Origin of the sequence: Psychrobacillus sp. AK 1817 (assembly GCF_008807035.1) — a bacterium.
Classification (GTDB): domain Bacteria; phylum Bacillota; class Bacilli; order Bacillales_A; family Planococcaceae; genus Psychrobacillus; species Psychrobacillus faecigallinarum.
Genome location: NZ_CP031739.1, coordinates 2,028,034 through 2,053,078 on the forward strand (window position 1 = coordinate 2,028,034; position 25,045 = coordinate 2,053,078).

The 25,045-nt window shown below is 35.9% G+C and carries 21 protein-coding genes and 1 pseudogene; 6 read left to right on the forward strand and 16 right to left on the reverse strand.

Translation table 11 applies throughout. The features are described from left to right. Positions 1-368: 368 nt before the first annotated feature. A complete protein-coding gene (locus D0S48_RS10085) occupies positions 369-4,169 on the forward strand; it encodes a S8 family serine peptidase (RefSeq protein ID WP_191963907.1) in 3,801 nt (1,266 codons plus the stop codon). A 176-nt stretch (positions 4,170-4,345) separates the two neighbouring features. On the opposite strand, the gene D0S48_RS10090 is transcribed toward D0S48_RS10085, so the two are convergent. The 4 genes and pseudogenes from D0S48_RS10090 to D0S48_RS21325 form a co-directional block, all read right to left on the reverse strand. Then, on the reverse strand, positions 4,346-5,335 hold the full coding sequence (locus tag D0S48_RS10090) for a YecA family protein (RefSeq protein WP_151111501.1): 990 nt from the start codon (positions 5,333-5,335) through the stop codon (positions 4,346-4,348). A 134-nt stretch (positions 5,336-5,469) separates the two neighbouring features. After that, positions 5,470-6,843 carry a sensor histidine kinase gene (locus D0S48_RS10095; RefSeq protein WP_151111503.1) on the reverse strand — a complete coding sequence of 458 codons (1,374 nt, stop codon included), beginning with the start codon at positions 6,841-6,843 and terminating at the stop codon, positions 5,470-5,472. Further along, a complete protein-coding gene (locus D0S48_RS10100) occupies positions 6,840-7,514 on the reverse strand; it encodes a response regulator transcription factor (RefSeq protein ID WP_144538544.1) in 675 nt (224 codons plus the stop codon). Before D0S48_RS10100 ends, D0S48_RS10095 begins: the two co-directional genes overlap by 4 nt. Positions 7,515-7,882: 368 nt before the next feature. Continuing rightward, positions 7,883-8,062 (reverse strand): annotated as a pseudogene (locus D0S48_RS21325) (hypothetical protein); the annotation flags it as partial. 221 nt (positions 8,063-8,283) lie between these two features. Between D0S48_RS21325 and D0S48_RS10110 the strand changes: the two are divergent. Beyond that, positions 8,284-8,682, forward strand: coding sequence for a hypothetical protein (locus D0S48_RS10110; RefSeq protein WP_151111505.1), 399 nt, complete (start codon positions 8,284-8,286; stop codon positions 8,680-8,682). Between the two features lie 89 nt (positions 8,683-8,771). Here D0S48_RS10110 and D0S48_RS10115 read toward each other — a convergent pair whose 3' ends face one another. From D0S48_RS10115 to D0S48_RS10145, 7 genes are all read right to left on the reverse strand, one after another. Beyond that, entirely contained in the window at positions 8,772-9,536 is a 765-nt protein-coding gene (locus tag D0S48_RS10115; RefSeq protein WP_151111507.1) for a 3-hydroxybutyrate dehydrogenase, read from the reverse strand. Between the two features lie 17 nt (positions 9,537-9,553). Beyond that, entirely contained in the window at positions 9,554-10,318 is a 765-nt protein-coding gene (locus tag D0S48_RS10120; protein WP_151111509.1) for an SDR family NAD(P)-dependent oxidoreductase, read from the reverse strand. Next, a complete protein-coding gene (locus D0S48_RS10125; protein ID WP_151111511.1) occupies positions 10,311-11,258 on the reverse strand; it encodes a 3-hydroxyacyl-CoA dehydrogenase family protein in 948 nt (315 codons plus the stop codon). The genes D0S48_RS10120 and D0S48_RS10125 overlap by 8 nt, the downstream gene beginning before the upstream one ends. An 84-nt stretch (positions 11,259-11,342) precedes the next feature. Continuing rightward, positions 11,343-12,665 carry a GntP family permease gene (locus D0S48_RS10130; RefSeq protein WP_151111513.1) on the reverse strand — a complete coding sequence of 441 codons (1,323 nt, stop codon included), beginning with the start codon at positions 12,663-12,665 and terminating at the stop codon, positions 11,343-11,345. Positions 12,666-12,691: 26 nt separating this feature from the next. Further along, complete coding sequence (gene hisD / locus D0S48_RS10135; RefSeq protein ID WP_144538538.1) at positions 12,692-13,969, reverse strand: histidinol dehydrogenase; 1,278 nt, start codon at positions 13,967-13,969, stop codon at positions 12,692-12,694. 109 nt (positions 13,970-14,078) lie between these two features. Then, the gene (locus tag D0S48_RS10140) at positions 14,079-15,074 is read right to left on the reverse strand and encodes a LacI family DNA-binding transcriptional regulator (RefSeq protein WP_225321731.1); all 996 of its coding nucleotides are present in this window, start codon (positions 15,072-15,074) and stop codon (positions 14,079-14,081) included. Positions 15,075-15,187: 113 nt separating this feature from the next. Beyond that, positions 15,188-16,324 (reverse strand): MFS transporter, encoded by a 1,137-nt coding sequence (locus D0S48_RS10145; protein ID WP_144538536.1) that lies wholly within the window; start codon positions 16,322-16,324, stop codon positions 15,188-15,190. Between the two features lie 205 nt (positions 16,325-16,529). On the opposite strand from D0S48_RS10145, the gene D0S48_RS10150 reads away from it, so the two are divergent. After that, positions 16,530-16,832, forward strand: coding sequence for a nucleotide pyrophosphohydrolase (locus D0S48_RS10150; RefSeq protein ID WP_144538535.1), 303 nt, complete (start codon positions 16,530-16,532; stop codon positions 16,830-16,832). A 53-nt stretch (positions 16,833-16,885) separates the two neighbouring features. Here the strand turns inward: D0S48_RS10150 and D0S48_RS10155 are convergent, their stop codons facing one another. Further along, positions 16,886-17,686 carry a hypothetical protein gene (locus D0S48_RS10155; protein ID WP_144538534.1) on the reverse strand — a complete coding sequence of 267 codons (801 nt, stop codon included), beginning with the start codon at positions 17,684-17,686 and terminating at the stop codon, positions 16,886-16,888. A gap of 115 nt (positions 17,687-17,801) precedes the next feature. Here D0S48_RS10155 and D0S48_RS10160 point away from each other — a divergent pair, with 115 nt between their 5' ends. Then, entirely contained in the window at positions 17,802-18,710 is a 909-nt protein-coding gene (locus D0S48_RS10160) for a DL-endopeptidase inhibitor IseA family protein (RefSeq protein WP_144538533.1), read from the forward strand. 80 nt (positions 18,711-18,790) lie between these two features. On the opposite strand, the gene D0S48_RS10165 is transcribed toward D0S48_RS10160, so the two are convergent. Together D0S48_RS10165 and D0S48_RS10170 are read right to left on the reverse strand one after the other, a co-directional pair. Continuing rightward, complete coding sequence (locus tag D0S48_RS10165) at positions 18,791-20,170, reverse strand: DUF4179 domain-containing protein (protein ID WP_144538532.1); 1,380 nt, start codon at positions 20,168-20,170, stop codon at positions 18,791-18,793. Beyond that, positions 20,163-20,684 (reverse strand): sigma-70 family RNA polymerase sigma factor, encoded by a 522-nt coding sequence (locus D0S48_RS10170; RefSeq protein ID WP_144538531.1) that lies wholly within the window; start codon positions 20,682-20,684, stop codon positions 20,163-20,165. The genes D0S48_RS10165 and D0S48_RS10170 overlap by 8 nt, the downstream gene beginning before the upstream one ends. A gap of 436 nt (positions 20,685-21,120) precedes the next feature. Between D0S48_RS10170 and D0S48_RS10175 the strand changes: the two genes are divergently transcribed. Beyond that, complete coding sequence (locus D0S48_RS10175; protein ID WP_144538530.1) at positions 21,121-21,558, forward strand: hypothetical protein; 438 nt, start codon at positions 21,121-21,123, stop codon at positions 21,556-21,558. A 233-nt stretch (positions 21,559-21,791) separates the two neighbouring features. Here D0S48_RS10175 and D0S48_RS10180 read toward each other — a convergent pair whose 3' ends face one another. Then, a complete protein-coding gene (locus D0S48_RS10180) occupies positions 21,792-22,259 on the reverse strand; it encodes a DUF6985 domain-containing protein (RefSeq protein ID WP_144538529.1) in 468 nt (155 codons plus the stop codon). Positions 22,260-22,366: 107 nt separating this feature from the next. Continuing rightward, positions 22,367-23,518, reverse strand: a complete 1,152-nt coding sequence (locus D0S48_RS10185) for a retropepsin-like aspartic protease (protein ID WP_144538528.1) — start codon at positions 23,516-23,518, stop codon at positions 22,367-22,369. A 562-nt stretch (positions 23,519-24,080) separates the two neighbouring features. Here D0S48_RS10185 and D0S48_RS10190 point away from each other — a divergent pair. Next, the gene (locus tag D0S48_RS10190; RefSeq protein ID WP_151111515.1) at positions 24,081-25,016 is read left to right on the forward strand and encodes a sensor histidine kinase; all 936 of its coding nucleotides are present in this window, start codon (positions 24,081-24,083) and stop codon (positions 25,014-25,016) included. Positions 25,017-25,045: the final 29 nt, after the last annotated feature.

A 25,045-nucleotide genomic window follows, 5' to 3' on the forward strand; every position in this document is an offset into this window, starting at 1 on the left:
ACATTTTTAGAAAATATTGATAGTATACAAGACTATAGTCACACCGCTATATATATTGAACTATTTTTGTAAATTACTCTCTTTTTTTTATTTTTTCCTTTATCTCAGGAATTTTTTGCTGTAATTTATACTTATTTTTATAACCTGGGACTAATTTCTACAAAAATAATAGTATAATACTATATTTATTTATTCTGAAATTGAGCACATCAGATTACAGTAAATAAATGGATAAGTATCTTAATGATTACTTTTCTTTCCAAATTGATTTATTTAAGTAAAATGCTTGCTTACACACTCTATTTTAAATGTTCTGAATATATGATAAGTTCAAATAGACATTATGAAAATATGAGGAGGAAAGGGAATTGGGAATTAAGAAAAATACTACTATTCTAGCTGTGGTCACTTCACTTATGTTCAGTACGACATCTGTTGGTTTGGCAAGTCCAGCATCTGCTAAACAGATTGAAAAACAACTCACCAATACTCAGGTTCAAAGATTACCACAAATACCAGAGAGGTTACTAGTTCCTGAGAATCCTAGCGAAAAAGTTCGAATCATTGTCGAACTCGAGAAGGCTCCGGCAATTGAGACTGCGACAAAAAAAGGAGTTCTCTACAAAAATTTATCTAAGTCTGAAAGAAAGTCTGTCGAATCTGCTATTGAAACAGACCAACGAAATGTAAAGGATAAAGTTAAGAGAGTTTCAAAGAATATACAATACAAAGAAGAATTTAATGCTATATTTAATGGCTTCTCGGCAGAGGTAGATGCTAGAGATGTTGCTGGTATTGGATTGATTGACGGCGTTAAACGAGTGTATGAATCTACTGAATATGACCGTCCGAAAATAACACCACAGATGGTTCATTCGAAGGAACTTGTACAAGCGCAGCTAGCATGGGAGAAATACTCCTTTAAAGGAGAAGGCATGGTTGTAGGTGTTATCGATACGGGAATTGACCCTAACCACCGCGATATGATTCTTTCAGATGAAAATACGGGGGAAATAACTTCTGCAGAAGTAAGCACATTATTAAGTGATGGCTCTATTGAACCTGGCTTGTATTTCACTCCTAAGGTTCCATTCGGTTATAACTATATGGATGAAAATACAGAAATTCGTGACATCGGTCCCGACGCTTCAATGCATGGGATGCATGTATCCGGTACTGTAGGTGCTAATGGGGATGAAGAAAACGGCGGTATCAAGGGGGTTGCTCCAGAGGTACAGCTTCTTGCACTTAAAGTATTTGGTAACGACCCATTGTTCCCTTCCACATACGGAGATGTTTATGTTAAAGCAATGGACGATGCTATTAAGCTAGGCGCGGATGCTTTAAATATGTCTCTTGGATCTACTGCCGGATTTGTTGATAGTAACAGCCCTGAGCAGCAAGCAGTTACTCGTGCACAGGATAATGGTTTACTTGTAGCAATATCTGCAGGTAACTCTGACATGTTTGGTTCTGGTACTTGGTATCCATATGCCTCTAACCAAGACTACGGATTAACTGGTTCTCCTTCTGTTTCGGAAGATTCATTTGGTGTTGCTTCTTACGAAAATGATTCTATCACTGCTTCTAGCTTCCAATATGCTTTTGATGGAGCCGAAAGCGGTCAAGCAATGTTCTTATTGGCAAATGACAAGGATCCTGCTTCTCTACCTGCCGATTCTTACGAAGTAGTGGAAGCTGGGCTCGGTACACCTGAGGACTTCGCTGGTAAAGATGTATCCGGAAAGTTTGCTTTAGTTTCCCGAGGTAGTATTTCATTTGTAGAAAAAGGTTTAAATGCTCAAGAAGCTGGTGCTGTAGGAGTTATTATCTATAACAATGCAGAGGGAACTATTAATATGGCTTCCGACCCTGCTATTCGCATTCCATTTATGTCTGCTTTACAAGCTGATGGACTAGCTATCAAAGCTGGCATTGATGCTGGAAAAACAGTCACAGTATCATTTGATGGAGAGTATATTGATACTCCAAACCCATCTAAAGGTAAAATGAGTTCATTTACATCTTGGGGACCAACACCTAACTTAGATTTCAAGCCTGAAATTACAGCTCCTGGTGGTAACATTTTTTCAACTTTAAATGATGATAACTATGGACTAATGAGTGGTACGTCTATGGCTGCTCCTCATGTTGCTGGTGGTACTGCATTAGTATTGGAACGTGTAAATGAAGAATTTGGATTAACTGGTGCAGAACGTGTTCAGTTTGCTAAAAACCTTATGATGAACACAGCTAAGCCGATTGAGTTAAAAGCTGGAGAATATGTGTCTCCACGTCGTCAAGGGGCTGGGATTATGCAACTTGCAAATGCTTTAGAAACAGATGTATTAGTAACTAATTCATCCACTGGTGAAGCAAAAGTTGCACTAAAAGAAATTAGCGGAAGTCAATTCAACTTCTCTTTAAAAGCTAAAAATTATAGCGATGAAGCTAAAACTTATAACGTCGATGTTCAATTACAAGTAGATCGTCCAGTAAATGCTGGAGCAAACTACGTAACTATTCCTAATAATGAAGCTTACGGCTCCTATGTTTTAGAGGAATCAGATGCTAGCATTTCAGTTCCTGCTACTGTCACGGTTCCTGCTAATGGGGAAACTACCATTCAGGTTTCCGTTGATGCTTCTAACTCTGATTGGTTATACCAATATTTCCCTAATGGCTACTTCATTGATGGTTTCGTACGCTTGACTGACCCATCGGAAGAGACTTCTGGAAATGTACCATTAACTGTCCCATTCTTTGGCTTCAATGGTTCTTGGGACGATGCACCAATCTTTGATGAGTTCCTTTGGGAGGATTTAACTTATTGGGGATTCCAAGCATTAGCTGATGACAAAGGTGACTTTATCAATGGATCTTCTTTAAGCGAAGAATTCGATCCTACTAAATTTGCATTCTCCCCTAACGGAGATGGCACATTAGACAAAGTGATTCCTGTTTATTCTCTAATGCGTAATGTGAAGGACTTCCAAATAAATATATTAGATGCAAATGGTAAGAAACTCCGTACCATTCGTACTGAAAAATATTTAAGAAAACACTACATCTCTACTAATGCATACACGTTCTCTAGCGTTAATGCATGGGATGGAATGATCAATGGAAAACCTGCTGCAGATGGTCAATATAAGATTCAGCTTAGAGGTGTCATTGATCATGCAGGTGCCGAATGGCAAACTATTGAGTACCCTATTATCTTAGATACAAAGGCTCCTACTGCAGAAATTACATTTGATGCAAAAACAAAAACACTGACCCTTGCTAATGCAAGCGACCAAGGTGTTGGAATCGATCGTATCGAAGTTTACTTAAATGATGAAGAAATTACAGAAGCTGCAACACTTGAGAGCTATGTAGTAGAGCAAGCTATAACTGGAGATAAGATAACAGTTAAAGTATGGGATATCGCTGGAAACTCTACAGTAGAAGAAATTGTTGTAGAAGATGCACCTGAGACTGAACCAGCTCCGGAGGAAGAAACAAAGGAGCCAGTTATCTTTATACAAACACCTGAATTTTTCGGCTACTATCAGACTGGTGATGTTTTAGTAGAAGGAACAGTAGAAGATGACTCTAAGATTAAGTCATTAAAAATCAATGGAGTACCTGCTAGTTCATTTGATGGAAAAGCATTCTCTCATACCTTGTCCTTAAAAGATGGAGTACAAAGTGTAAACGTAGAAGCTATTGATGAATTCGACAATAAAATGGCGATTACTCGCAAAATCATTGTAGACACTCAAAAACCAACTGTAGAAGCTGTGAAGAAATCTCTTCCAAAAGGGAAACTTAATGCTGATGCAGAAAATCCTGTTATTCAAGTGAAGGTTGGAGATAACTTCGACGAAGTGCGTCTGTATCTAAATGATAGCGAAGTCTTCTATAACCCAGTTTCTTCACCATACGCTATGAATGGCTATAGTAAAACTGTAGATGTGGAGCTTCCTTTAGAGGAAGGAAGCAATGAATTTGTATTAAAAGTAGTAGATTTAGTAGGTCATGAATCTACACAAACCATTACAGTTGAAAAGAAAGTGAATGGTAGTGGGAATAGTAACGGAAATGGGAACAGCAATGGTAGCGGCAACGGTAATGGAAATGACAATGGCAATGGTAACGGTAATGGCAAAGGAAAAAGCAATTAAGTTTTAAAATTATAACATTCTATTTTTTTAAGCCAATCATGATTAGTCATGATTGGCTTTTTCATTAGAGCAATCATTCTCTGTTTATTCTTTGAGCCAAGTCACTGGATTTAGACAAATAATTTGAAAAGTTCTTAGAAAAAGGCTATGTAGAAATTGTCTACATAGCCTTCTAATTAAATTTTCATCTCTGCGTAATATGCATTTAATTCCTGATAATATTTGTTCAATGAGGAAGTTGAAACGTCAAAAGCTTCTGCAATTTCTTTAACTGTAAAGTTTAATGGCTCAAAGAAACCATTTTCTTGCCCAAATCGGATTGCTCCAGCAGCTATAGCCACTTCTTTTCTTGCATTTGGCTGTTGCTCAAACAAATAATCTTCGACCACTTCTATTAACTTCTTATATTCTCGACTGTTTTTTTCAAGAAAATCCATAGCCTGTTGGAGTACCCCTGCTTCAAAGAATGTGTACTCCCCGCCCTCATAGCCGTTTTCTCCAAGAGCGATCCAAAGCTTCATACCATTCTCTTTTAGGAAAACTTGCTCAGTCGTATCATCGAGTGCTTTAAATTTTTTCGTAAAGTCTTCAAATACTACCTTGTGGTCAGTAGGGAAAAATACAAGACTAGAGACAGCCAAGTAATGACCGTCTCCTTGTCCATCTGGCAGTATAAAACAATATATATGCATTCCAACTGGAACAGGCTTATCATTTTCTCTTCTTAATAAAATTGTTTCATTAGACAATACATGTTTAACGGTCAAGTACTGCTCTTCTACAACAGTTACTTCTCCTACAAATGCACGTGGTTCATTCCAGCTATCCAGTACCTTTAACGTGGAAGGTCTAGCTATTTTCTTTCTTTGTTTTTCTAGATATCCTGTCCAAATATCTATACGCTGGTGAAAGAAGAACTCATCCATTGCTATAGCTTCAATCATTTCTTGCTCCATAAAACTCTTCAAGGATTTGGTCCAATCAGTTGCAAAATCACCGAAAGCAGCATAATCCTTTCTTTCTGGATATTCATCATAGAAGGTTTGTAGCACACGTTCTAATTCTTCGGTTTTTACTTCTTCTATAGAAATAGTCTCTTTAGACTCACAGCACTTTTTATATTTTTTTCCACTACCACATGGACAAGGATCATTTCGTCCTACCATTTAAAACACTTCCTTCTTGTTTACTAAGTGCTTATTTTAACACGAAATACCCCTTAAATTAAAATCTCCTTTGAAATAGTTAAATGGGAATGACTAAAAAACGTAAGTCTATAAAAATCAATTCCGCACTCCGTTCAATTCCTTGGTAAAGAAATAACGAATAAAGTACCCTCTTTTCCATTGCTCGTTACTTCTACTTTGCCACTATGCAAATCAACAATTTCCTTTACAATCGCTAAACCCAAACCAGAACCATCTTTTGTTCGAGAACTATCTATACGATAGAATCGCTCAAAAATCTGGTTTATTTCCTCTACTTCCATACCAATTCCACTATCCTGAAAGGATATATTTACATATTCATTATCTTCTGTAACTCTTATAGAAATTTCTCCATTAGCTATATTATATTTAATAGCATTTGTTAGTACATTATCCCAAACATTTTCCAACAGATCTGCGTCGCCATAAAACATAACTGGTTCCATTTCATAAGAAAGATCAATATTCTGTTCCTCTAGTCGCCATCTATATTTATAAATGACTTCCTTGAGCTGTTCATCTAATCTGAAGTTCGATTTTCTGACAGGTCTCGCAGATTGGTCAAGTGATGTTAATAATAACAATTGCTTAGTCAGATTAGATAATCTTTTCGTTTCCTGTTCAATAACTTGTAGATAGCTTTCTCTTTCTTCCATATTAAGATCAGTTGATTTTAACAAATCCGCATATCCTTGAATATTTAAAAGAGGTGATTGAAAATCATGTGACACATTACTTATAAAAGCCTTTCTGGACTCATCGTTAAGCTCTAGCTGCTTAACCATATTAGAGAAATTTCTAGCTAGTTGCCCAAGCTCATCTTTACGTGTAATGTCTAAATCTACTCGATAGTTCTCTTCCATTACGTGTTTGGTTGCATCATTCAATTGCTTAATCGGTTTAACGAGTTGCTGTGCCAGTACTAGCATCGAAACAAGAATTATTACTGCAAGTGCAAGTAAGAAGCCGAGTAGTAACAGGTGCATGTCAGAGAACAATAACTGATTATTTGGTCGAATAAATAAACCGTAAACCATCCCTTCATGCTCGTAGGGAATACCAACTGTATTACTAACACTATTCGCATAATGATTAAAGATAAAAAGTTTGCCTTGATAATCACGCATACCGTGATAAATATTTCCATTTAATACTTGGAAACGGGTTTCATCGCTTAGCTCCTTGTCCGAAAATGGTTCTCCAAATGAATATTCTTCCCCCTTTTCATTAATGACATAAGCTTGATAGCCCAGCTTAGTAATAGATTCTAAATATTTATCAAAACCTCTTCCGTGCATTTTCTCTAATACAGTAGTGATTTCTACTGCTACTTCAACGTTCTTCTCATCATTTTTTTCTTTAATTTGAATGTTATAAACCAGACTCACAATTAGTAATCCAGCTAAAATACTAATCGTAATAATAAATAAAGTCGCTAATGTATATTGTCTATATAGAGATTTCATTGTCCACTCACATCCAACTTATATCCGAGCCCACGAATCGTTTGAATCTCTATCAAAGCCCCCGCTCGCTCTAATCTTTGCCTTAAACGCTTAATATGGGTATTTAACGTTTGGTCATCTCCTTCATAATCATAGCCCCATACTTTTTCCATTAAATTAGTTCGGGTGAAAACCTGTTCTGGCTTGGAAGATAATACACTTAAAAGCTCAAACTCCTTTAACGGTAGTAAGAGGGTTTGTTTACCTACTGTAACCTCATGGGTAGAGCGATTTATCGTAACGTTTCCACTTACCATAATTGGTTTAAAAGACTTGTCGAGTCTACGTAAGATAACAGCAATTCTATAGAGCAATTCCTTTGGTTCAAAAGGCTTTAACAAATAGTCATCTGATCCTGCTAAAAACCCTTGTTCCTTATCCTCTAAAGCTCCCTTAGCAGTAAGCAATATAACCGGAATATCATATTGATTACTTAAAATTCTCGTTAAAGTAAAGCCATCCATCCCCGGCATCATCACATCAACCACCGCTAAATCAGCCCAACTATCTTTTAATAATGAAAGAGCTTCCTCTCCATTTTTTGCTGCAATCACTTCATAGCCAGCCCTCTTTAAGTGAATCATCACTAGTGTTTGTATATTTAAATCATCATCCACTATTAAAATATTCATTGAATTTCCTCCTTCCCTCTGTACTATCCATATTACTAATTAAATTATACTTTCTATTTTAAAAAGAGGGTTGTTTTGTAAGTTCACCTTACAAACACCCTCTTTTTCGCTTCCTTGGTCTAGCTAGCTTATGTGCCTCACCCTTCGGGGTCAAATCGTAAAAAGCTCCGGTGGCTGTGGGGCGGCCTCCTCGCTTTTCCCCATTTGCCTGTCGGGGCAGAGACAGGCGCTTACGCTTTTCTTGTTGTCTAGCTTCAGCGCCTTGCCCCTCGGGGTCAAATCGTAAAAAGCTGCGGTGGCTGGGGGCGGCCTCCTCGCTTTTCCCCATTTGCCTGTCGGGGCAGAGACAGGCGCTTACGCTTTTCTTGTTATTTTTTATCTTTTTCGTACATAAGTATTAAGGATGGAAGTAGCATTCCTCGTACTAGGAATGTATTGATAATTATTCCTATTGGGATGATAAAGCCAAAGACGAATAAATCTGCTATCGGCATAGTCGTCAATGCTGCAAGAATAATACTCGCTGAAGAGATTACACCCTTAGTAGAAACGCAATCAGTAATAAGGTGCAAAATTTTTCATAGAGTATTTCCTCCTTCAAATTTCCTTCAAAGGGTTAGTGTACATCTGTTATATGAACTCTCTATGAACTTTTCTTCTACTTTTTATTGTTTCTATTCAAATATGAATTATTCAAGTCAAAGTTTAATATTTACTTGTTTAATACTTATGAAATCATTAGACTGATTGCTTGAGAGGAGAGATTGAAATGGAAAAAACATGGAGTATACGACTAATTCGATTTGCTGCACTATTCGGCCTTTTTGGAACTTATCTTGGCTCGCATATGGCTGGTCAGATGGACTACTCATTAAGACCGATTCACGCTCACGTACTTTTAGTAGGGTGGTTATCTGTATTTGCATGGGGGATTTTCTATCAAGTATTTACAGTAAAGCATAAATGGATGGTTACTTTACAAAGTATAAGCGCCATGATTGGTGCATTAGGTTTAACTTTGGGGATGTGGATGTATAATATAAATCCATTCAACCTTAACGAAACATTGGTCATGGTCTTCTTTATCGTTGGAGGAACAATCTTACTTTTTGCATTTTTTATGTTTTTAGTTATCACCTTCTTTACGGAAAAATCAAATAAAGCATAAGGCAAAAAGAAGCTATCTCTGTTTAAACAATCTATTATTTTGTATATACAAAAGGTCCTTAAGTAAGTCTTACTTGAAGGACCTTTTTATTATTGCGCTGTATAACCACCATCTAAAACAATTGCTTGACCCGTCATTCCTTTGGCTGAATCACTTGCCAAGTACAAAGCCAAGTCTGTAATTTCTTGAACATCCAACAACCTTCTTTGAGGAACAAGTGGATATAGCACTTCTTCAAGCACCTGCTCTACTTCAATATTCCTTGTCTTTGCTAAATCTTTAAACTGATTGCGTACAAGAAGGGTATCTACATAACCTGGACATATTGCATTCACTGTTATTCCATCGGCTGCAGTCTCTAATGCTGCTACCTTCGTTAAACCGATAACTCCATGCTTAGCCGAATTATATGCGGCCTTTCCAGCAAATCCTATTAATCCATTTATAGAAGCCATGTTAAGAATTCGACCAAACTGTTGTTTTTTCATATATGGCAATGCATGCTTCATCGCTACAAAAGGAGCTGTAAGCATTATTTTTATTAGCAATTCAAACTTCTCTGTTGGGAAATCTTCTATATACGATACATGTTGCATCCCCGCATTGTTTATCAGTATATCTATTCTCCCAAATGATTTTACTGTATATTCGATTGCATTTTTAATGTCCTCTTCTTTCGTTACATCACAGACGATTCCCTTTACTGGCCCATTTAGAGTGAAGACAGCTTCGTCTAATGACTCGCGATCCACATCAGAAATAATCACGCTCGCTCCGGCCTCTAAAAATGCCTTAGCCACATCAAAGCCAATTCCTCTGGCTGCCCCAGTTATAAATACAACTTTATCCTTCACTTGAAATCCCCCAATCCTTAAATTGCAGTCCAGCCGCCATCAACTTTTAAGGTTTCTCCTGTAACGAAGTTCGCCAAATCAGATGCTAAGTATAGTACTGCACCAGAGATATCCTTCGGCTGAGAAAGTCCCTTTAAGAGAATGCGATTTTCCACATCCTTTTTAAAAGCTTCATCTTCAAACATCTTGGCAGTCAATTCTGTTTCTATAAATGTTGGTGCTACTGCATTAACGTTTATGCCAAGCTTTGCCCACTCAACTGCAAGTGCTTTCGTTAATTGGACTAGACCACCCTTACTAGAACAATACGCTGCTCTATTGTAATAGCCTACAAATGCCATCTGAGATGCTATATTTATAATTTTACCATTTTTTTGTTTACTCATGTATTTAGCCGCTGCTTGGCTTGTAAAGAACACAGATTTTAAGTTTAAGTCTAAGACAGTATCCCAGTCAGCCTCTGTTACTTCTAAGGCAGGCTTTGCAATATTTACTCCAGCATTATTTATAAGTATATCTATTGTTCCAAATTCTTTTGCAGTCGTTTCAATTAGATTTTTAATGTTCTCGATTATACTTAAATCTCCTTGTACTGCCATACATCGATTATTATAATTTTTTAGTTCTTTCAGCGTTTCCTCTAACACCTGATTATCTCGACCAGAAATTACAACATTTGCTTTTAACTTAGCAAATGTCAGGGCTATATCTTTCCCTATCCCTTTACTACCGCCTGTTACGATTACTGTTTTATGCTCTAATTCTGAAAAGAAGTTATTCATTGCTACCTCCTAACTTCAAGTCACCCTTAAGAAAATGAATAAGCATTTGTTCACGTTCCACATTTTTTAACATAGAGAATTGCTCGTCCCATGAATAGAACCCTTCACCACTCTTGTCTCCAAACTTATTCTCTTCCACTAACTGTGTGAGCACGCGACCAGATTTTTGATCGGTACTCAAATCCTCAAATAGATAATTTGAAATAGCTGAAAAAACATCAAGCCCTCCCAAATCTGCTGTCATTAATGGACCAGTTATCGGAAGACGACGCCCTATGCTATAAGTTACTGCAGCATCTATGTCCTCTTTAGTCGCTACACCTGCATCAAGTAGTGATTGGGCTTCTCGAAATAACGCATACTGTAAACGATTTCCTATAAACCCTGGTATCTCTCTATTCAGTAATACTGGTTTCTTATTCATATGTTGTAGTACCTGCATAGCTCGCTGAACTGTACCATTATCCGTCTTTTCACCTTTTACGACTTCAACTAGCGGGATTAGATGACCGGGATTCCAAAAGTGAGTTACAACAAAACGATTAGGGTAATCCATTCCCTCTGCTAGCAAACTTGGCATGAAGCCAGAGGTATTGCTTGCAATAATTACGTCTTTATCAACTAGTTCCTCTAATTTTTTGTACATGCCCTTTTTAAGATCTAGTACTTCAGGTATGACTTCAATAATAAAGGTTGCTTCTTTTACAACCTCTTCTAGAGAAGGAGATAACACAATGAGGTCCATAATGCGTGACGCTTCTTTTTCATCAAACAATTCATTATCCTTCATCACTTTTAATTTATTGTGGAGACCTTTTTTAGCAATCTCTAAGTCCTGTTCACTAACTCCATATACCTTTACCTGCATGCCTGCCCAAGCTGCGGATAGAGCGATAGAGTGCCCCATCGTTCCACAACCTAAAATTGATACGATTTCCATTTGTTCACACCCCTTAATTGTTTCTATAACAATCAATACCCAACAAACATCATACTTATGTTTGTCGGGTATTATAATGTATTATTAAATACCTACTCCAAAGGAGAATAGAATTACGGCTAATATTACACCGAGAATCGGTACAACAACTGTTAAAGCACCAAAGGCCGGGTAAGCATCCTTATGCGTTTCTCCACAGATAGATCGAATAGTAGTAACAACATAGCCTCCTTGTGGCAACGAATCTAGAGACCCAGAAGAAATGGCAACGGATCTGTGAAGGGCTTCTGCATTTACGCCTAGGTCTAAATAATGTGGGGCCAAAAGAGGTAAGGCTATAGCTTGTCCACCCGAAGATGATCCCGTTAAACCTGCAATAACCGCCACAGCAACTGCTCCACCAATCAGTGGACTACCTGGAATAGATGTCATTACATCAACCGCCGATTCAAATGCTGGGGTTGCCTTTACTACACCCCCAAAACCTACAACAGCAGCAGTATTTGCAATGGCGATTACAGCTCCCATTGCCCCTTCTGCAACAGCTCCACCGAAATTATGAAAATACTTTTTGTTTAACAGGTAGGTAGCAAGAATTCCACCAGTTAATGCAATGATTAATGCTGAAGTTTCAAGCTCTTTATGTAAGAAAAATGAAATGATTAATACTACACCTAACGGAATCATACTTAGTAAAGGATTTGGCAACTCTTTACGAGCAACTGTCGTTACATCAGATTCCCTGCTAACAAACTTTTCTCCATTAGACATTGCTTTTTTAATCATTTTTTTCAGCCACCAATAACCAAATGCCATCATGAAAACAGCTACAATAAAACTTACTTCCCATCCTGCATAAGGCGATGTCTTTAAAAATTGAATAGGAATCCAGTTTTGAATTTCTGGTGATCCCGCTGATGTCATAGTAAAGGTTGTAGAACCAAAACCAAGTGCAGCCGGTATAAACCTTCTTGGCAAATCCGCTTGTTTAAATAAACTTAAAGCCATTGGATAAACGGAGAATGCCACGACAAACAAACTAACTCCCCCATAAGTTAAAACAGCACAGGCAATCACTACAGCTAACGCTGCACGTTTAATACCTATTTTACTGACGATCCATTGGGACACACTATCTGCTGCCCCGCTATCCTCCATGACTTTACCAAAAATGGCACCAGCTAAGAACATTAGCCACCAAGATGCTATGAAGCTAGTAAACCCTCCCATGTAATTAGTTAAGAAATTGGCAGCACCTTCCTCTACAAGCTGTGGAAACAACGGAAGCCCATTAAATACCCCAACTAGCAGAGCTGTTAGTGGTGCGGCAATGAGAAGGTTCATCCCCTTCATAGTTAAATAAATCAATAAAGCTAGCCCACCGAATAACCCTATGAGACCTAACATACTTTCTCCCCCTAAACCCCTAAGAATTATTTATTTCCGTATCTTCTTACTCTTAGTAACGCCTGCTCAGCATGTCCAGCAAAGTTCTCTAACTGACATAAGCGTGCAGCGTACTCCCCTATATATGCACTTGCCTCTGGTGTTACTTTTTGATAGGTTACTGTTTTAATAAACTTACCTACCCATAAACCGCCCGTATATCTTGCCGCACCCTTAGTCGGTAACGTATGATTCGTACCAATTACTTTATCCCCATAGGCCACATTTGTTTCTGGTCCTAAGAAAAGACAGCCATAGTTCGTCATATTTTCTAAGAAGTAGTTTGGGTCCTCTGTTAAGATTTCTACATGTTCAAATGCCAGACGGTCTGCCTCCACTCGTGCTTCCTCAATAGAATCTACAAGTAAGATTTGTCCGTAATCCTCCCACGATACTCTAGCAACATCTGCTGTAGGCAAAACTTGTAGCTGGCGTTCAATTTCTTTCAAAGTTTCTTCTGCAAGTTTCTCCGATGTTGTTATTAAAGCACCCGGAGAGGTCGGACCATGTTCTCCTTGACCAAGAATATCTGTAGCAACCATTTCAGCGTCCGCTGTATGGTCTGCCACCACTAACGTTTCAGTCGGACCAGCAAATAAGTCAATTCCCACACGTCCATAAAGCTGACGTTTTGCCTCTGCAACAAATGCATTACCCGGCCCTACGATCATATCTACTGCTTTGATAGATTCTGTTCCAATGGCCATGGCTGCCATAGCTTGAATACCACCTAGCAAGTAAATTTCATCTGCACCAGCTAAAGACATAGCAGCAATAGTGGCATGTGGAATTTCCCCGTTAATCGGCGGGGTACATGCGATTACTCGTTTTACACCTGCAACTTTTGCAGTTAAAACACTCATATGAGCCGAAGCCACCATTGGGTAACGTCCTCCAGGAATATAGCAACCCACACTATTGACTGGTATATTTTTATGTCCTAAAGTAACTCCTGGTATATTTTCTACTTCCACATCATGCATGGATGCTAGTTGTGCCTCAGCAAATTCACGTATATTTTTTTGGGCAAATTTTATATCCTCTAATACCTCTGAAGGTACTTTAGCTACGATTTCTTCAATTTGTTTTGTGGATAAACGAAATGATTTTGGTGACCACTTATCAAACTTATCTGATAATTCACGAACTGCTTGATCTCCTCTTGTTTCTACATCCTGTAAGGCTTCTGAAACTATTTGTGATACCTTTAAATCATTCGCACTTACCTCTTCTTGTGACTTTCCGGCCTTTATTACTTTAACCATTTGTTCTTCCTCCCCTTTGTTTGAAAACGCATTCAAAATAATCCATTTTATTTTTGCATACGTATGCAAAAATATATACAAATAAGATTATTCTAAAAAAATCAATTAGTCAACTATTATATGTCGAATTTCGTACAATTAACCTTCCATCAATCTCTATATTTTTGGTGAAACCAGAGTATTCGTTGATTTCTGCGGTTAAATAATCAACTGTTCTTTTGACCATTTCATTTATTGGCTGCTCCCATGTTGTTAAGCTATACGATGGCCAAGCAGACATCTCAATATTATCGAAGCCAACAACCTTCACTTCATCTGGAACAGATATTTGATGTTTTTTTAAAGCATCAATCACACCCAGAGCCATAATATCATTCGCTACAAATATTGCCTCCGGTATTTTACCTTGAGAAACTATTTCCTCAATTGTTTCGTACCCGCCTTCATATGTATAATCGGAAATATATTTTTTATATTTCACTTTATTTTCTTCTAATACCGTTACAAAACCTTTCTCACGCTCTTTACTAGTTGATGTATTTTCATTACCCGAAATATAAATCATATTAGAGCAACCCGTCTTCAATAAGTACTGTGCAATCTGTTTACTTGCCTCTAAATTGTTACAGCAAACAGAAAAAAATTTATTACCAACAATTTTTCTATTAAATAACACTAAAGGAATTCTGTTGTTAAATAGATCTTCGTTGGCCTGTAAGGACAACGTTGCGTCAGTAATAATAACACCCGCAACATTATAATTAAGTAATGTATCGATATCATCTTTTTGAATCTCATCGTTATTCGTATACACAAACAAAATACTGTAGCCTAACTTTTTAAATGCGGTTGTAAATTGTTTTAAAACCTGGGGATAAAAAGGGTTTTGAACTCCCTTCATAACTAGACCAATTATCTTCGTTCTATTTGTTATTAGGCTACGAGCAAATTCATTCGGTCTATAACCCAATTCTTTTGCAGCAGCTAACACCTTCTCACGAGTCTTTTGAGATACAGTCGCTCCTTCAAAATACACACGTGAGACAGAAGATTGAGAAACGCCAGCAAGCTTTGCCACGTCCTTTGCAGTAATTCCTTGTTTCACCTTACTCACTACCTTCTTAAAAATATTACTTATTTCAAACTATACAATGAGATTATATTTTTGGAAATAATAAACACTAATCTTCTTTTAAAGTTTAGTGTTTACTAACGAACTCAATCTTCTACTTCCTTACCTCCCTTAAAAAACAAAGAGCCTCCTACCAAAAGGACCCCACTAAAGAGAAATACTCCAATCATCCCGACAGAGCCACCAATTACGCCAAAAAAAGCTGGTGCGATTAATTGAAATAGACGATTAATAGTTATTCGTAGGCCTAAAACTTCTCCCGTACGTTCGGGCGGGGATGCATTATAAGTTGTTGTCATAGATATAGGCTGTCCACATCCAAGACCTAATCCCATCATAATAGCGAGAAAAGCAATAATGATGGAGGAACTAGTTAAAGGCAACAATAAAAAGGCAACCCCTGCAACAAATATAGATACAAATAATATAAATTCTCTCTTGTATATTTCTAATAGCTTAGGCAACACAAAACGAACAAACATAGTTGCCAACCCTTGTAGAGCAATTATCCATCCTATAGTTGAGGTAGACAAATTCATTTGTTTCCCTAGTAACGGAAAATATGCAACAAATATGTCCTTTGAATATAAAACCAAGGCACTTGAAAACAAAGCCTTTCGTATAAGCGGGCTTTCTAGAAGCTTTATCGAATCCATCATTTTAGTAGGGGTACTATGTATTTGACGCTCTACCTTGGGGATTCTTAGGGAAAAGACAATCCCTGCTAGTCCAATCCCTACACACGAAATGTATACAATTCGAAAGGAAATATGTTCCGACAAGTACCCCCCCATTAGAGGTCCTACTACCGCTCCAAATGCAACACAGAGACTAAACATGCTGAAATAATAATCCCTATTTTTTTTGGTTGTTTGATGTCCCAATTGATTTTGCAAAGCAATAGGAATACTAATATTTCCTATTCCTAAAAGCAGCTGACTTGCAAACAAAGACCAAATAGTAGAATAAACGGCAGGAACAATCATACCGGCAATCAAGCTGACAAAGCCTATAATAATGGGAAGCCTATCCCCTATCTTGTCTATAATTTTTCCGGCATGGATCGAAAATAATAATGGCAAAAAAGCAAATGTGGAAGTTAAAATACCAATGATCCAAATAGATGCTCCATACTCATCTGCGGAAAGAGTAATGACCGGTCTAGTTGCGTTTACTACAGTATGAAACAAGAATATTAACAATAAGACTCCTTTAAGATTCATTTATCCCCCTCCATCCATAGAAAGTAATTATTCAATATTATACCAATACAATACTCTGAAACAAAAAATCATTTAGAACTCTGCTTGAATGTACTCCTAGGTATTGGGTTCAACTATGGATTCACTGCTTACCGTTTGATAAAATAAATATGGTAACACAATACATATCTATCACTTAAAATTACTGAAAGAAAGGAATAATAATATGGATGAATTGACAAAGGAAATTATGAAATTCAATGAAGAAAGAGGCTGGGGTAGCAATACAGATGGTCGTGCTCGTAGTCTGGCTATATCTGTTTCATTAGAGGCAAGTGAGCTCTTAGAGCACTTTCAATGGCTTTCCTCTGAAGAAGCTATAGCAAATAATAAACAAGGTATTGAAGAAGAGGCAGCAGATGTTTTAATATACCTTTTACAGCTGGCGAACTTATTAGATATAGATTTAAAGGAAGCTGCAAAAAAGAAAATCCAGAAGAATGCGTTAAAATACCCTATACCTAACTAAAGTTGATCTACCACTATGAGATAAAATGTATAGTGGTAGTTTTTATATTAAATCTACTCATTAAACGTATGGATTACCTCTTGAACTAATGACCAAATCTCATAGTTATAATCAGGATCTACTATATACCAATACTGTATATCTCTTATAAAAGCTTGTTTTTCTTCTAGTGTTGCCTCTTGAAGAAATTGACGCATCCTTAATAACTCTTTTGCATCACTATTTCGACTCTCCAAAAATTCATATCTTTCTCCACTATTTTTCCCTATAACACCCAATCCATCAAAGGTAGTGATAACTACTTTATCCTCCCGTTTCCGCTTCGCTGAAGTAATAGTAGTAATAACATCTACCTTTTCTCCTAAAGGATAGATGTTTTTTAATGCAGAGAAAACTTTTTCTTGTTTTATTTTCCATGAAAATGGAAGATCGGCTATATATTCATCTAGTATTGCCTTTTCTTGTTCTTTATTTGAAATAGTACTTAATTGCTCAAGCATTTCAGCATGGGGTACTGAAAATACTAGACTAATAAATCTCTGGAAATTGTCTGCTAAATAACGTATTGGTGGGTCGTTAGTAGGTGAAATGCATACAATAGAAGCTTTCATTAAATCGGTAGTTTTATGAAAGTCGGTCAGAAAACCAAAATGAATCCCTCCCCCTCCACTTTCAGCAAACGGTATTAAATCAGGTGGTGTGATTGAGTAAGGAGAAGGCTCGGTAACTGGTCTGAACCCAATCATATCTAAAGATAAATTTTCCTTAGTGAGATTCCTCTCTAACTGAATCAGCTGCAAGATTTCTTTCGGAATTAAGTAATTTCCATAAGCTACTTTTAAGTCATCAGACATAATCTTTGCTCCCTCTACATAATATTTATTAATTACCTATTCTAGAAACTTTACAAATACCCTTTCTAACATTTTTGCTTATACCAACAACAAATCACAAATAGGAGGATCTATTATGAAAACAGCAAAACTATTAATTGCATTTACAGCAGTTAGTCTTTTAAGCACTACATTTACTGGTGTTACCGAGGCTACAACCAAAGAAAATACTAAGGTTACCCAAACAGTTACGCAAAACACCAAAATACTAACAGAGAAAATAGCAATTGATTTAGCAGCTAAATATCATGAGGCATATCTATTCGTTAGTAGTGGCGGGGGGTATAAAGATAGAGAATATAATACTTTTCTTTACAATGACTTCGCTTATCGGTACCTATCCAGTAAGATTGATACAAAGACTAAGCTCTTGAAGTACTTAACTCAAACTATGACCTCAAAAGCAGCGGAACAGTTTATAAAGGATTTAGAAATCCTGGAGTATAAAGGAAAACTTGCTCAAAAAGAAGCCGACATGGGGTCCCAAGAGAAATGGGAAAAAGCTACAGCAGAAATTATTAAGAAAGATTCCGATAAAGCTAAATATCGACTAACTGTTCCCTTTGGGGAAGACGCTGATAAAACAACCTACGTTGTAGAGTATCAATTTGTTGAAAAGGTTGGCTGGCGTATTAGCAAGCAGCCAGCTGTTGATCTTGACATCCCAGATAAAGCAAATCCCATTAATATTCTTTTCACCAACCTTTTAAACAACCCACAAATTTCTCAGAAACAGCTATTGCCAACTTCTTATTTTGATGTAAATGAATTTAAGACGGGTATAAAAAAAATAGAGTTATCAAAGCTTAAAGAGGTAGATAGGGGATCTTACCACGTAGAGTTTGTTGCCACAATTTTCGTTGAACTCGAAAAAGACTATAATGGCCCCTTAGTCTCTGGTGAAAATAGAATGTATTTTATCGTGGAGCCTAATGGATATATGGACTTTAAAATTCATCAGGCCGGGCTTATTAGTATGTATTAAGAGAAATTAGCGAAGAGACAGTAAATCGTAAGTGATTTACTGTCTCTCTTAAGATAAGAAATTCTAAAATTAAAAGCTGTTTACGGGATTTCTATTTCAATTTTTACGTCCTCATCCTCAATCCAAGAAGGATAAAAATCTAAGTCTAATCTAATCTGATTGCTATTTGAAGGAATCTGAAATTCAAATTTTGTTTTTCCCTCTGGGAGATCTGTAAAAGAGCTGTTCACATATTGAGAGCTTGGATAATAGGGCTGGTCATTATACTTTATTATATATTCCTCTCCATTTGCATCTATTAATTTTGGAAAATAGACAAACTCTTTATTTCTATCTGCATCGATAATAAAGCTTCCTTTATTATTTTCTATTTTTAAATCAGAGAAGATAGAATCCTTTGGTTGCTTTATAAATTCAGAAGAATTTGTATCAATGAGTAAGTAAGCCTCATCTTTATCCATTGCTGCTATTTTCCCAAACTTTAATGTCAGCTTTTTAGGGTTATAGAAATAAAAGCTCTCCGGCATTGAGACGGTAAATTTATTTTCCTCCCAATAATAGCTATCTGAGTAAGCCGACCATTCTCTGCCATCTTCATCTACTAATTGTATTTTATTAAATGCACCATATAAAAACTTTTTAGTATTACTTGAATTTGTCTCTAAATACACTTTCATACCAGTGGGATCTACGGAGATAAATTTCACTTTTATTATTTGCCCCTCAATCTTCATTTCCTTGTTTACAGTAATAGTTTTGCTATCCAAATTATCTATTCTTTTAAAGGAAAAAGGTATTTTAAAGTTTTCAATTGTATCTCCATTTATAAGTCCCAATTCAAAATTATGTTCTTCTGTGGGTAGAAGAGACCTATAGCTAGTTTCTATACGATGGCTAGAGCTAAATACCTTCAATCCCTTCTCTTTAGCTAAAGGATAAAAGCGATTATGGATTTCCATACTATACTGATATGGTGATCTATTGTTTGATTTTATTCGCAAATATTTATAACCTAGCTCACTCAAATCCTTTTCCTTAGATTCCACCGTATAAAAAACAACCATTCCCTTTTCATCAGCAATTACCCCATCCAACGTGACCGTAATTCCATGCTCGGTTTGAGAAGCATTTATTTGTTGATAAATGTTATTTTCTACAGCTGCAACTAGACCCTTGTCATTTTGAACAAGAGCTACTACCCGCTCCATGCCAGGAATTGCTGATACCTTGTTTGCAAAGGCTGGAGAAACGTTTATAGAGGTTACAAATGCTATAAATAATAGAGCTACCATTGCGACAGACCACAGACTCCGATGAGTAATTATTCTCTTCCTTTTTTTCTCTTGTTTTGCTTTTTCAAAGCCGTTTCTTACGGACATCTCTACCTTGTCCAAAGGAACATCTACCTGATTGATCACGTTTTTTCGTTTCTCCAATTTTTGTTTTTCCTCTTCAAACACGTTTCATCTCCCCTTTCTCCTCAAAATGATGTCGAAATGAACGGAGTGCCTTATGTAATCTAGTTTTAATCGTTCCCTCCGGTGTCTTCCACATGGCTGCTATGTCTTTAATTTTGACGTCCTCAAAGTACTTGAGATGGAGTAACTCTCTTTCGTAGTCAGATAGATGGGCAAGTGCCTCCTCTATTTCCAAAAACGTATAATCTTCTTTTTTCCCGAATACTAGTAGTAAGCTTTCCTCACAAATCTCTCTCTTACTTTTTTTAATCGTATCCTGACAATAGTTCATCATGATCCTTGTTACCCAGGTTTTAAAATATGCTGGCTCTTTAAGTGTTTTGATATGTTTAAAGGCCCTATAGGTTACTTCCTGAACAGCCTCTAAAGCATCCTCTTCATTTTTTAAGTAGGACATGGCAGTTCTATATAATGCCTCCTGATGAGTATGCATCAGATCTAAAAAAGCATCCTCGTTTCCCTTTATCGCTTTCCTTTCTAATTGATGCTCGCTCAAAACATCACCTCATTTCAAATTTCCCTATTAATTAGACTATTTAAAGCAAGAAAAGTTTTGACAATTTTAAACAATTATATTTACTTCATTATTTTAAGAAGATTGGCGTAAGTACAAAGTAATGGGCGATATAAAAAGTTTTTTAATAATAGTGGAATTAAGTGTTTCTCCTAAAGATATACTTAAAGGTAAGTACTTGAATTAATTTCACCTATAATTTGGGGTTAAAGTATGTAATTATTTGTTCTACTTTACTATTGTTAACGCTATTTTTATTAAATGGGAATTATGAATTGATTTACTTTTACATTTTTATTAGTTTTTTTCAAGAAAAATCAGTATATTACTAATTTTATTAGGTATATCCAAGATATTACTGACAAAATGGGGTATACTTAATAGTAATGAGTTTGTGGATTTGTAAAGGAGGCACTTTATGTCAGTCGCTAGTGAAGCATCACAAGTAAATCTCGATTTTTTAATTAATGAATTAGGTCTTCAACAGGTTTCCAATACTTCCCTATTTCGTAAAGGGAATTATTTTGTCATTTCTCCTTCCGTTCAAAATAAATCAAATACGTTTGAACTAGGTGAATCACTTATGAAAAAATTCAATCCTGAAACGGATGAAGGTTATTTGCTCATTCGTCTTAAAGAAAAATTTTTAATGTGCAAATTACATCCCTTCCAAAGAAAAATGATGACTACAGAAACCGAAAAGAGTACGAAAAGTAAACCATCCTTTTGGAAGTTTCATGTGATTGAATCAATCATTCCACGTATAGAAAATAGCGGTGATAGAGAGCTGACTTTTAAAATTCAAGCCCCTACCAATAAACAGCTAATTTCTTTTTTTGGTAAAGAAAATGTTTAATAAAAACCAGATCTAGAAAATAGATCTGGTTTTTTTTGTATTAATTTAGGTTACGTTAAAGATATAGCTCGATATGTAAGGTTGAATTCTAGTGACAGGAATATAAAAATGAGCTTGGGAATGTCTCTCCAAGCTCATTGTACTTCACTTTCTTTGTTTTTCTTAACACTCGATTCACCTATAAATAAAAATAGCTCTTTAAACACAATACAAACGTGTATTAATGTATTGCATTAAGCATAATTCCATTCTTTTCCGATATCGCAATCCCCATATGGATTTATTCCATTATACGGTCCAACATACATAACTACCTCATTGCGTATGATCCATTCCATACCATGTTCTTCTTCCCATTCGCAATTTAATTCTAAATCAATGACAGGTTCTGTTGTATTCTTAGGCTTCGGAATACATATAGTGTTTGGTGTAATATAAGGTAAAACATCTGTCGGTTTAGTGAATTCTATAACATCTTCACCAATATCATCAAGAAATTCATTACAGTATCTAATAGATGCGTTACAAATCTCATCTATTAGTCCATCACTTAAAGTGTTCAAGTAAGTTATACATAGTTCCGCGTATTCAATATCTGACTCTTGTTCTATATATACAGTAATATTTTGATCAAATAATTCTAAGTAGGCTTCTCCTTCTAATTCGAAATATTCATTGGTTTTAAGGTTTTTAATAACCACTATAATTACTCCCCCTTGCCAAATTAGCATTCATCCTTCTAATTATAAAATTTTTAAAAAAATTAAATCAATAAAGATGTTGCAATCATTGCTTAAATATAGAAGTATTAATTGTTAAATACAAGCTCAAATTTTCTATTTGTATAATCAATCACCAAACGCCCATCCTTAGCAATATCACTACCAAAAACACCATCTAACTTAAAAAAAGTAGCAAGATCTGTCAACATCTCTCTCACGTTTTGTAAGCTGATGGATTGATTCCTATTCAGATAAACTATTAAACTTGCTATGCTGTCTAATTCTCTTTCTTTTACACTACCGACGCCACCAGAAAGTATCATTCTTTTCTCTATTTTAAGATCATCGACTTTCGATAGAAGAGGTTGTCCAAAATGGGTTTTATTTGCACCAGTGTCTAAACCGAAATACAAGGGTACTTGATTCTTTCCTTTGACTTTTATAATGGGATACCCACAGAAGAAAAGGTTATTCTCCACCCCTTCTTTTCGTACCGGTTTCTGAATAATAACCTGTTTTCGTGCATAGTCTATTTCCAGAAAAATATGTTGTATAATATCCCATCCAATGATACCGTCAATCTTCATTATTTCTTTCGTTTTAGGATTTTGAATCATTAACAATTCATTCGCTAAAACCAATGTAGGCTGATTAAGAATCGTCAGGCTCTGTATGACAATTGAATCGATTATTGCCAAATCGGTACTGAAATTTTGGTTTGTTGAATTTCCAACCTCTAATTCTTCAATTTTCTGAATGTTAATATCGCAGTCTTTCACTAAAGAACTTGAGATGACCGTCATCCCTGCTCCAGTATCTAGCCAAAAGCATTTCTTATTCCCATTAATCATAATATCAATGGTCGGAGAGCCGGAGCTGCTTAGCTTCATTGGAACACATATTTGTTCTTTTAAGAAGGAGAAAGAAGTAGTTTCATACTGGCTACACGCTTTTGCAATTAAACGATTGCTTTGATCAATGCTGTGATCATCCAGAAGTCCAAGCGTCTCTAGTTGTTTCCATTCTGATTTAGTAAAATACAGCTCAAATAAAATCTTGGCACAGCTACTTCGTAATGAAGGATCCTGACACTCACAATATAGATTCTTTAACCTTTCTGCACCTAAACTTTCTTTTCCATCTGTAATTAATTTTAAAGCAGATACAAACTTTTTTTGTTCATCATTAATTTCCACCATTGCAAAATCAAACTTCTCCAACTCTACTATAACCTTCAACTTTTCCCCTCCACCAAATCTTGATAGTTACTATTTCTATATAACTCTAATAATTCCTTCTAATAGAACTAATGTATTATTTTAAGTATTGTTCCTTCAAAGAATTATCGAGAATTTAATATACTAACTAGCGAAGACGAAACTATTTTACTTGATATAGGGTAAGTATTCTGATTGATTTTATTAAATTTTCAAAATAGTTAATTAAAAACTTGAATACCTCTTGGTTTAAAGATAATATAAATTTATAATCCTACCGGTGAGATGAGGTTTAATAGTGGAATTAATTACAATTCACTTTCTTTTCAATTTATCCTTATTAGTCATCTTTTTTTTCCTTTATTTTTCTATCCTAAGAATATCCGGGAGTATACTACAACGAAAACGCACCTCTATTTTATATTTCATCATATCCTTATTACTATGCTATTTATTCTCCTATTCCTTAAATGATGAGGTTATATTAGACTTAAGAATTATTCCATTGATAATTGGTGGGCTTTACTTAGGACTAAGCCCTATATTAGGATTAATAGTTATTTCTCTTAGGGGTTTTTATGGTATGGACTTAGGATTCTACTTAAGTATACCTATCTATGGAATTCTCAGCATTTTCCTTTGGAAGGTACATCCTCATTTTTTACAATTAAGCTCTAAATATCGTATTATTAGCTCTACCATGTTAACGCTCGTAGTAAGTATATTTACATTAACATTGGTTTTAAACACAATTGGGGCTGGTCATACACTAGACTTATTTATTGCATATGTTTTTGTTCCTCCACTGGGAGTTGCGATTCATGCGTATACTATAGAAATGGTGGAAAAAATTTTACTCCAGCGACAGCTTTTTATAAAAGCTGAAAAGAGAGAGGCTGTAGAACAAATGGGTGCTGCTATTTCTCATGAAATTCGCAATCCTCTAACAACCGCTATTGGATTCTTAGAATTGTTAAACAAAGAACCGTTAGAATCAGATAAGCGCAAACAATATTTGACTATTTTAAAAGAGGAACTAGATTTTGCAGAGAAGATTATTCAAGATTACTTAGCTTATTCTAAACCTAGCGTAGAAACTTCAAAGGAATTAAATATTCAAGAAGAACTTCCTATTGTACTAAAGCTCTTACAACCACTAGCTAACTATTACTCAGTAGAAATTATCTCCAATCTTTCCTCTATGAGCTTAATAGAAGGAGATCGAGCTAAATTTCAGCATTCCTTTATAAATATTATTAAAAATTTAATAGTTATGTCTGACGGAGGCACCATAACCATTAACACAGAGGAAACGAAGACCAATATTTTTATCACAATTAATAGCTCTACTCCAATGATTCAGATGAAAACTATTGCATTAGATATGTCTATCGATTTTGGTATTATTAAAACTATGAAAGGTTCTGTCCAAACAAAAATAACAGAAAACGGAACTACTTATTATTTTTCCTTTCGATCTATGAAGACACCACTTAAACGTATGATCAGTTTTAGCTGATACACACCAGTCTAATCGAAGAGAGGTAA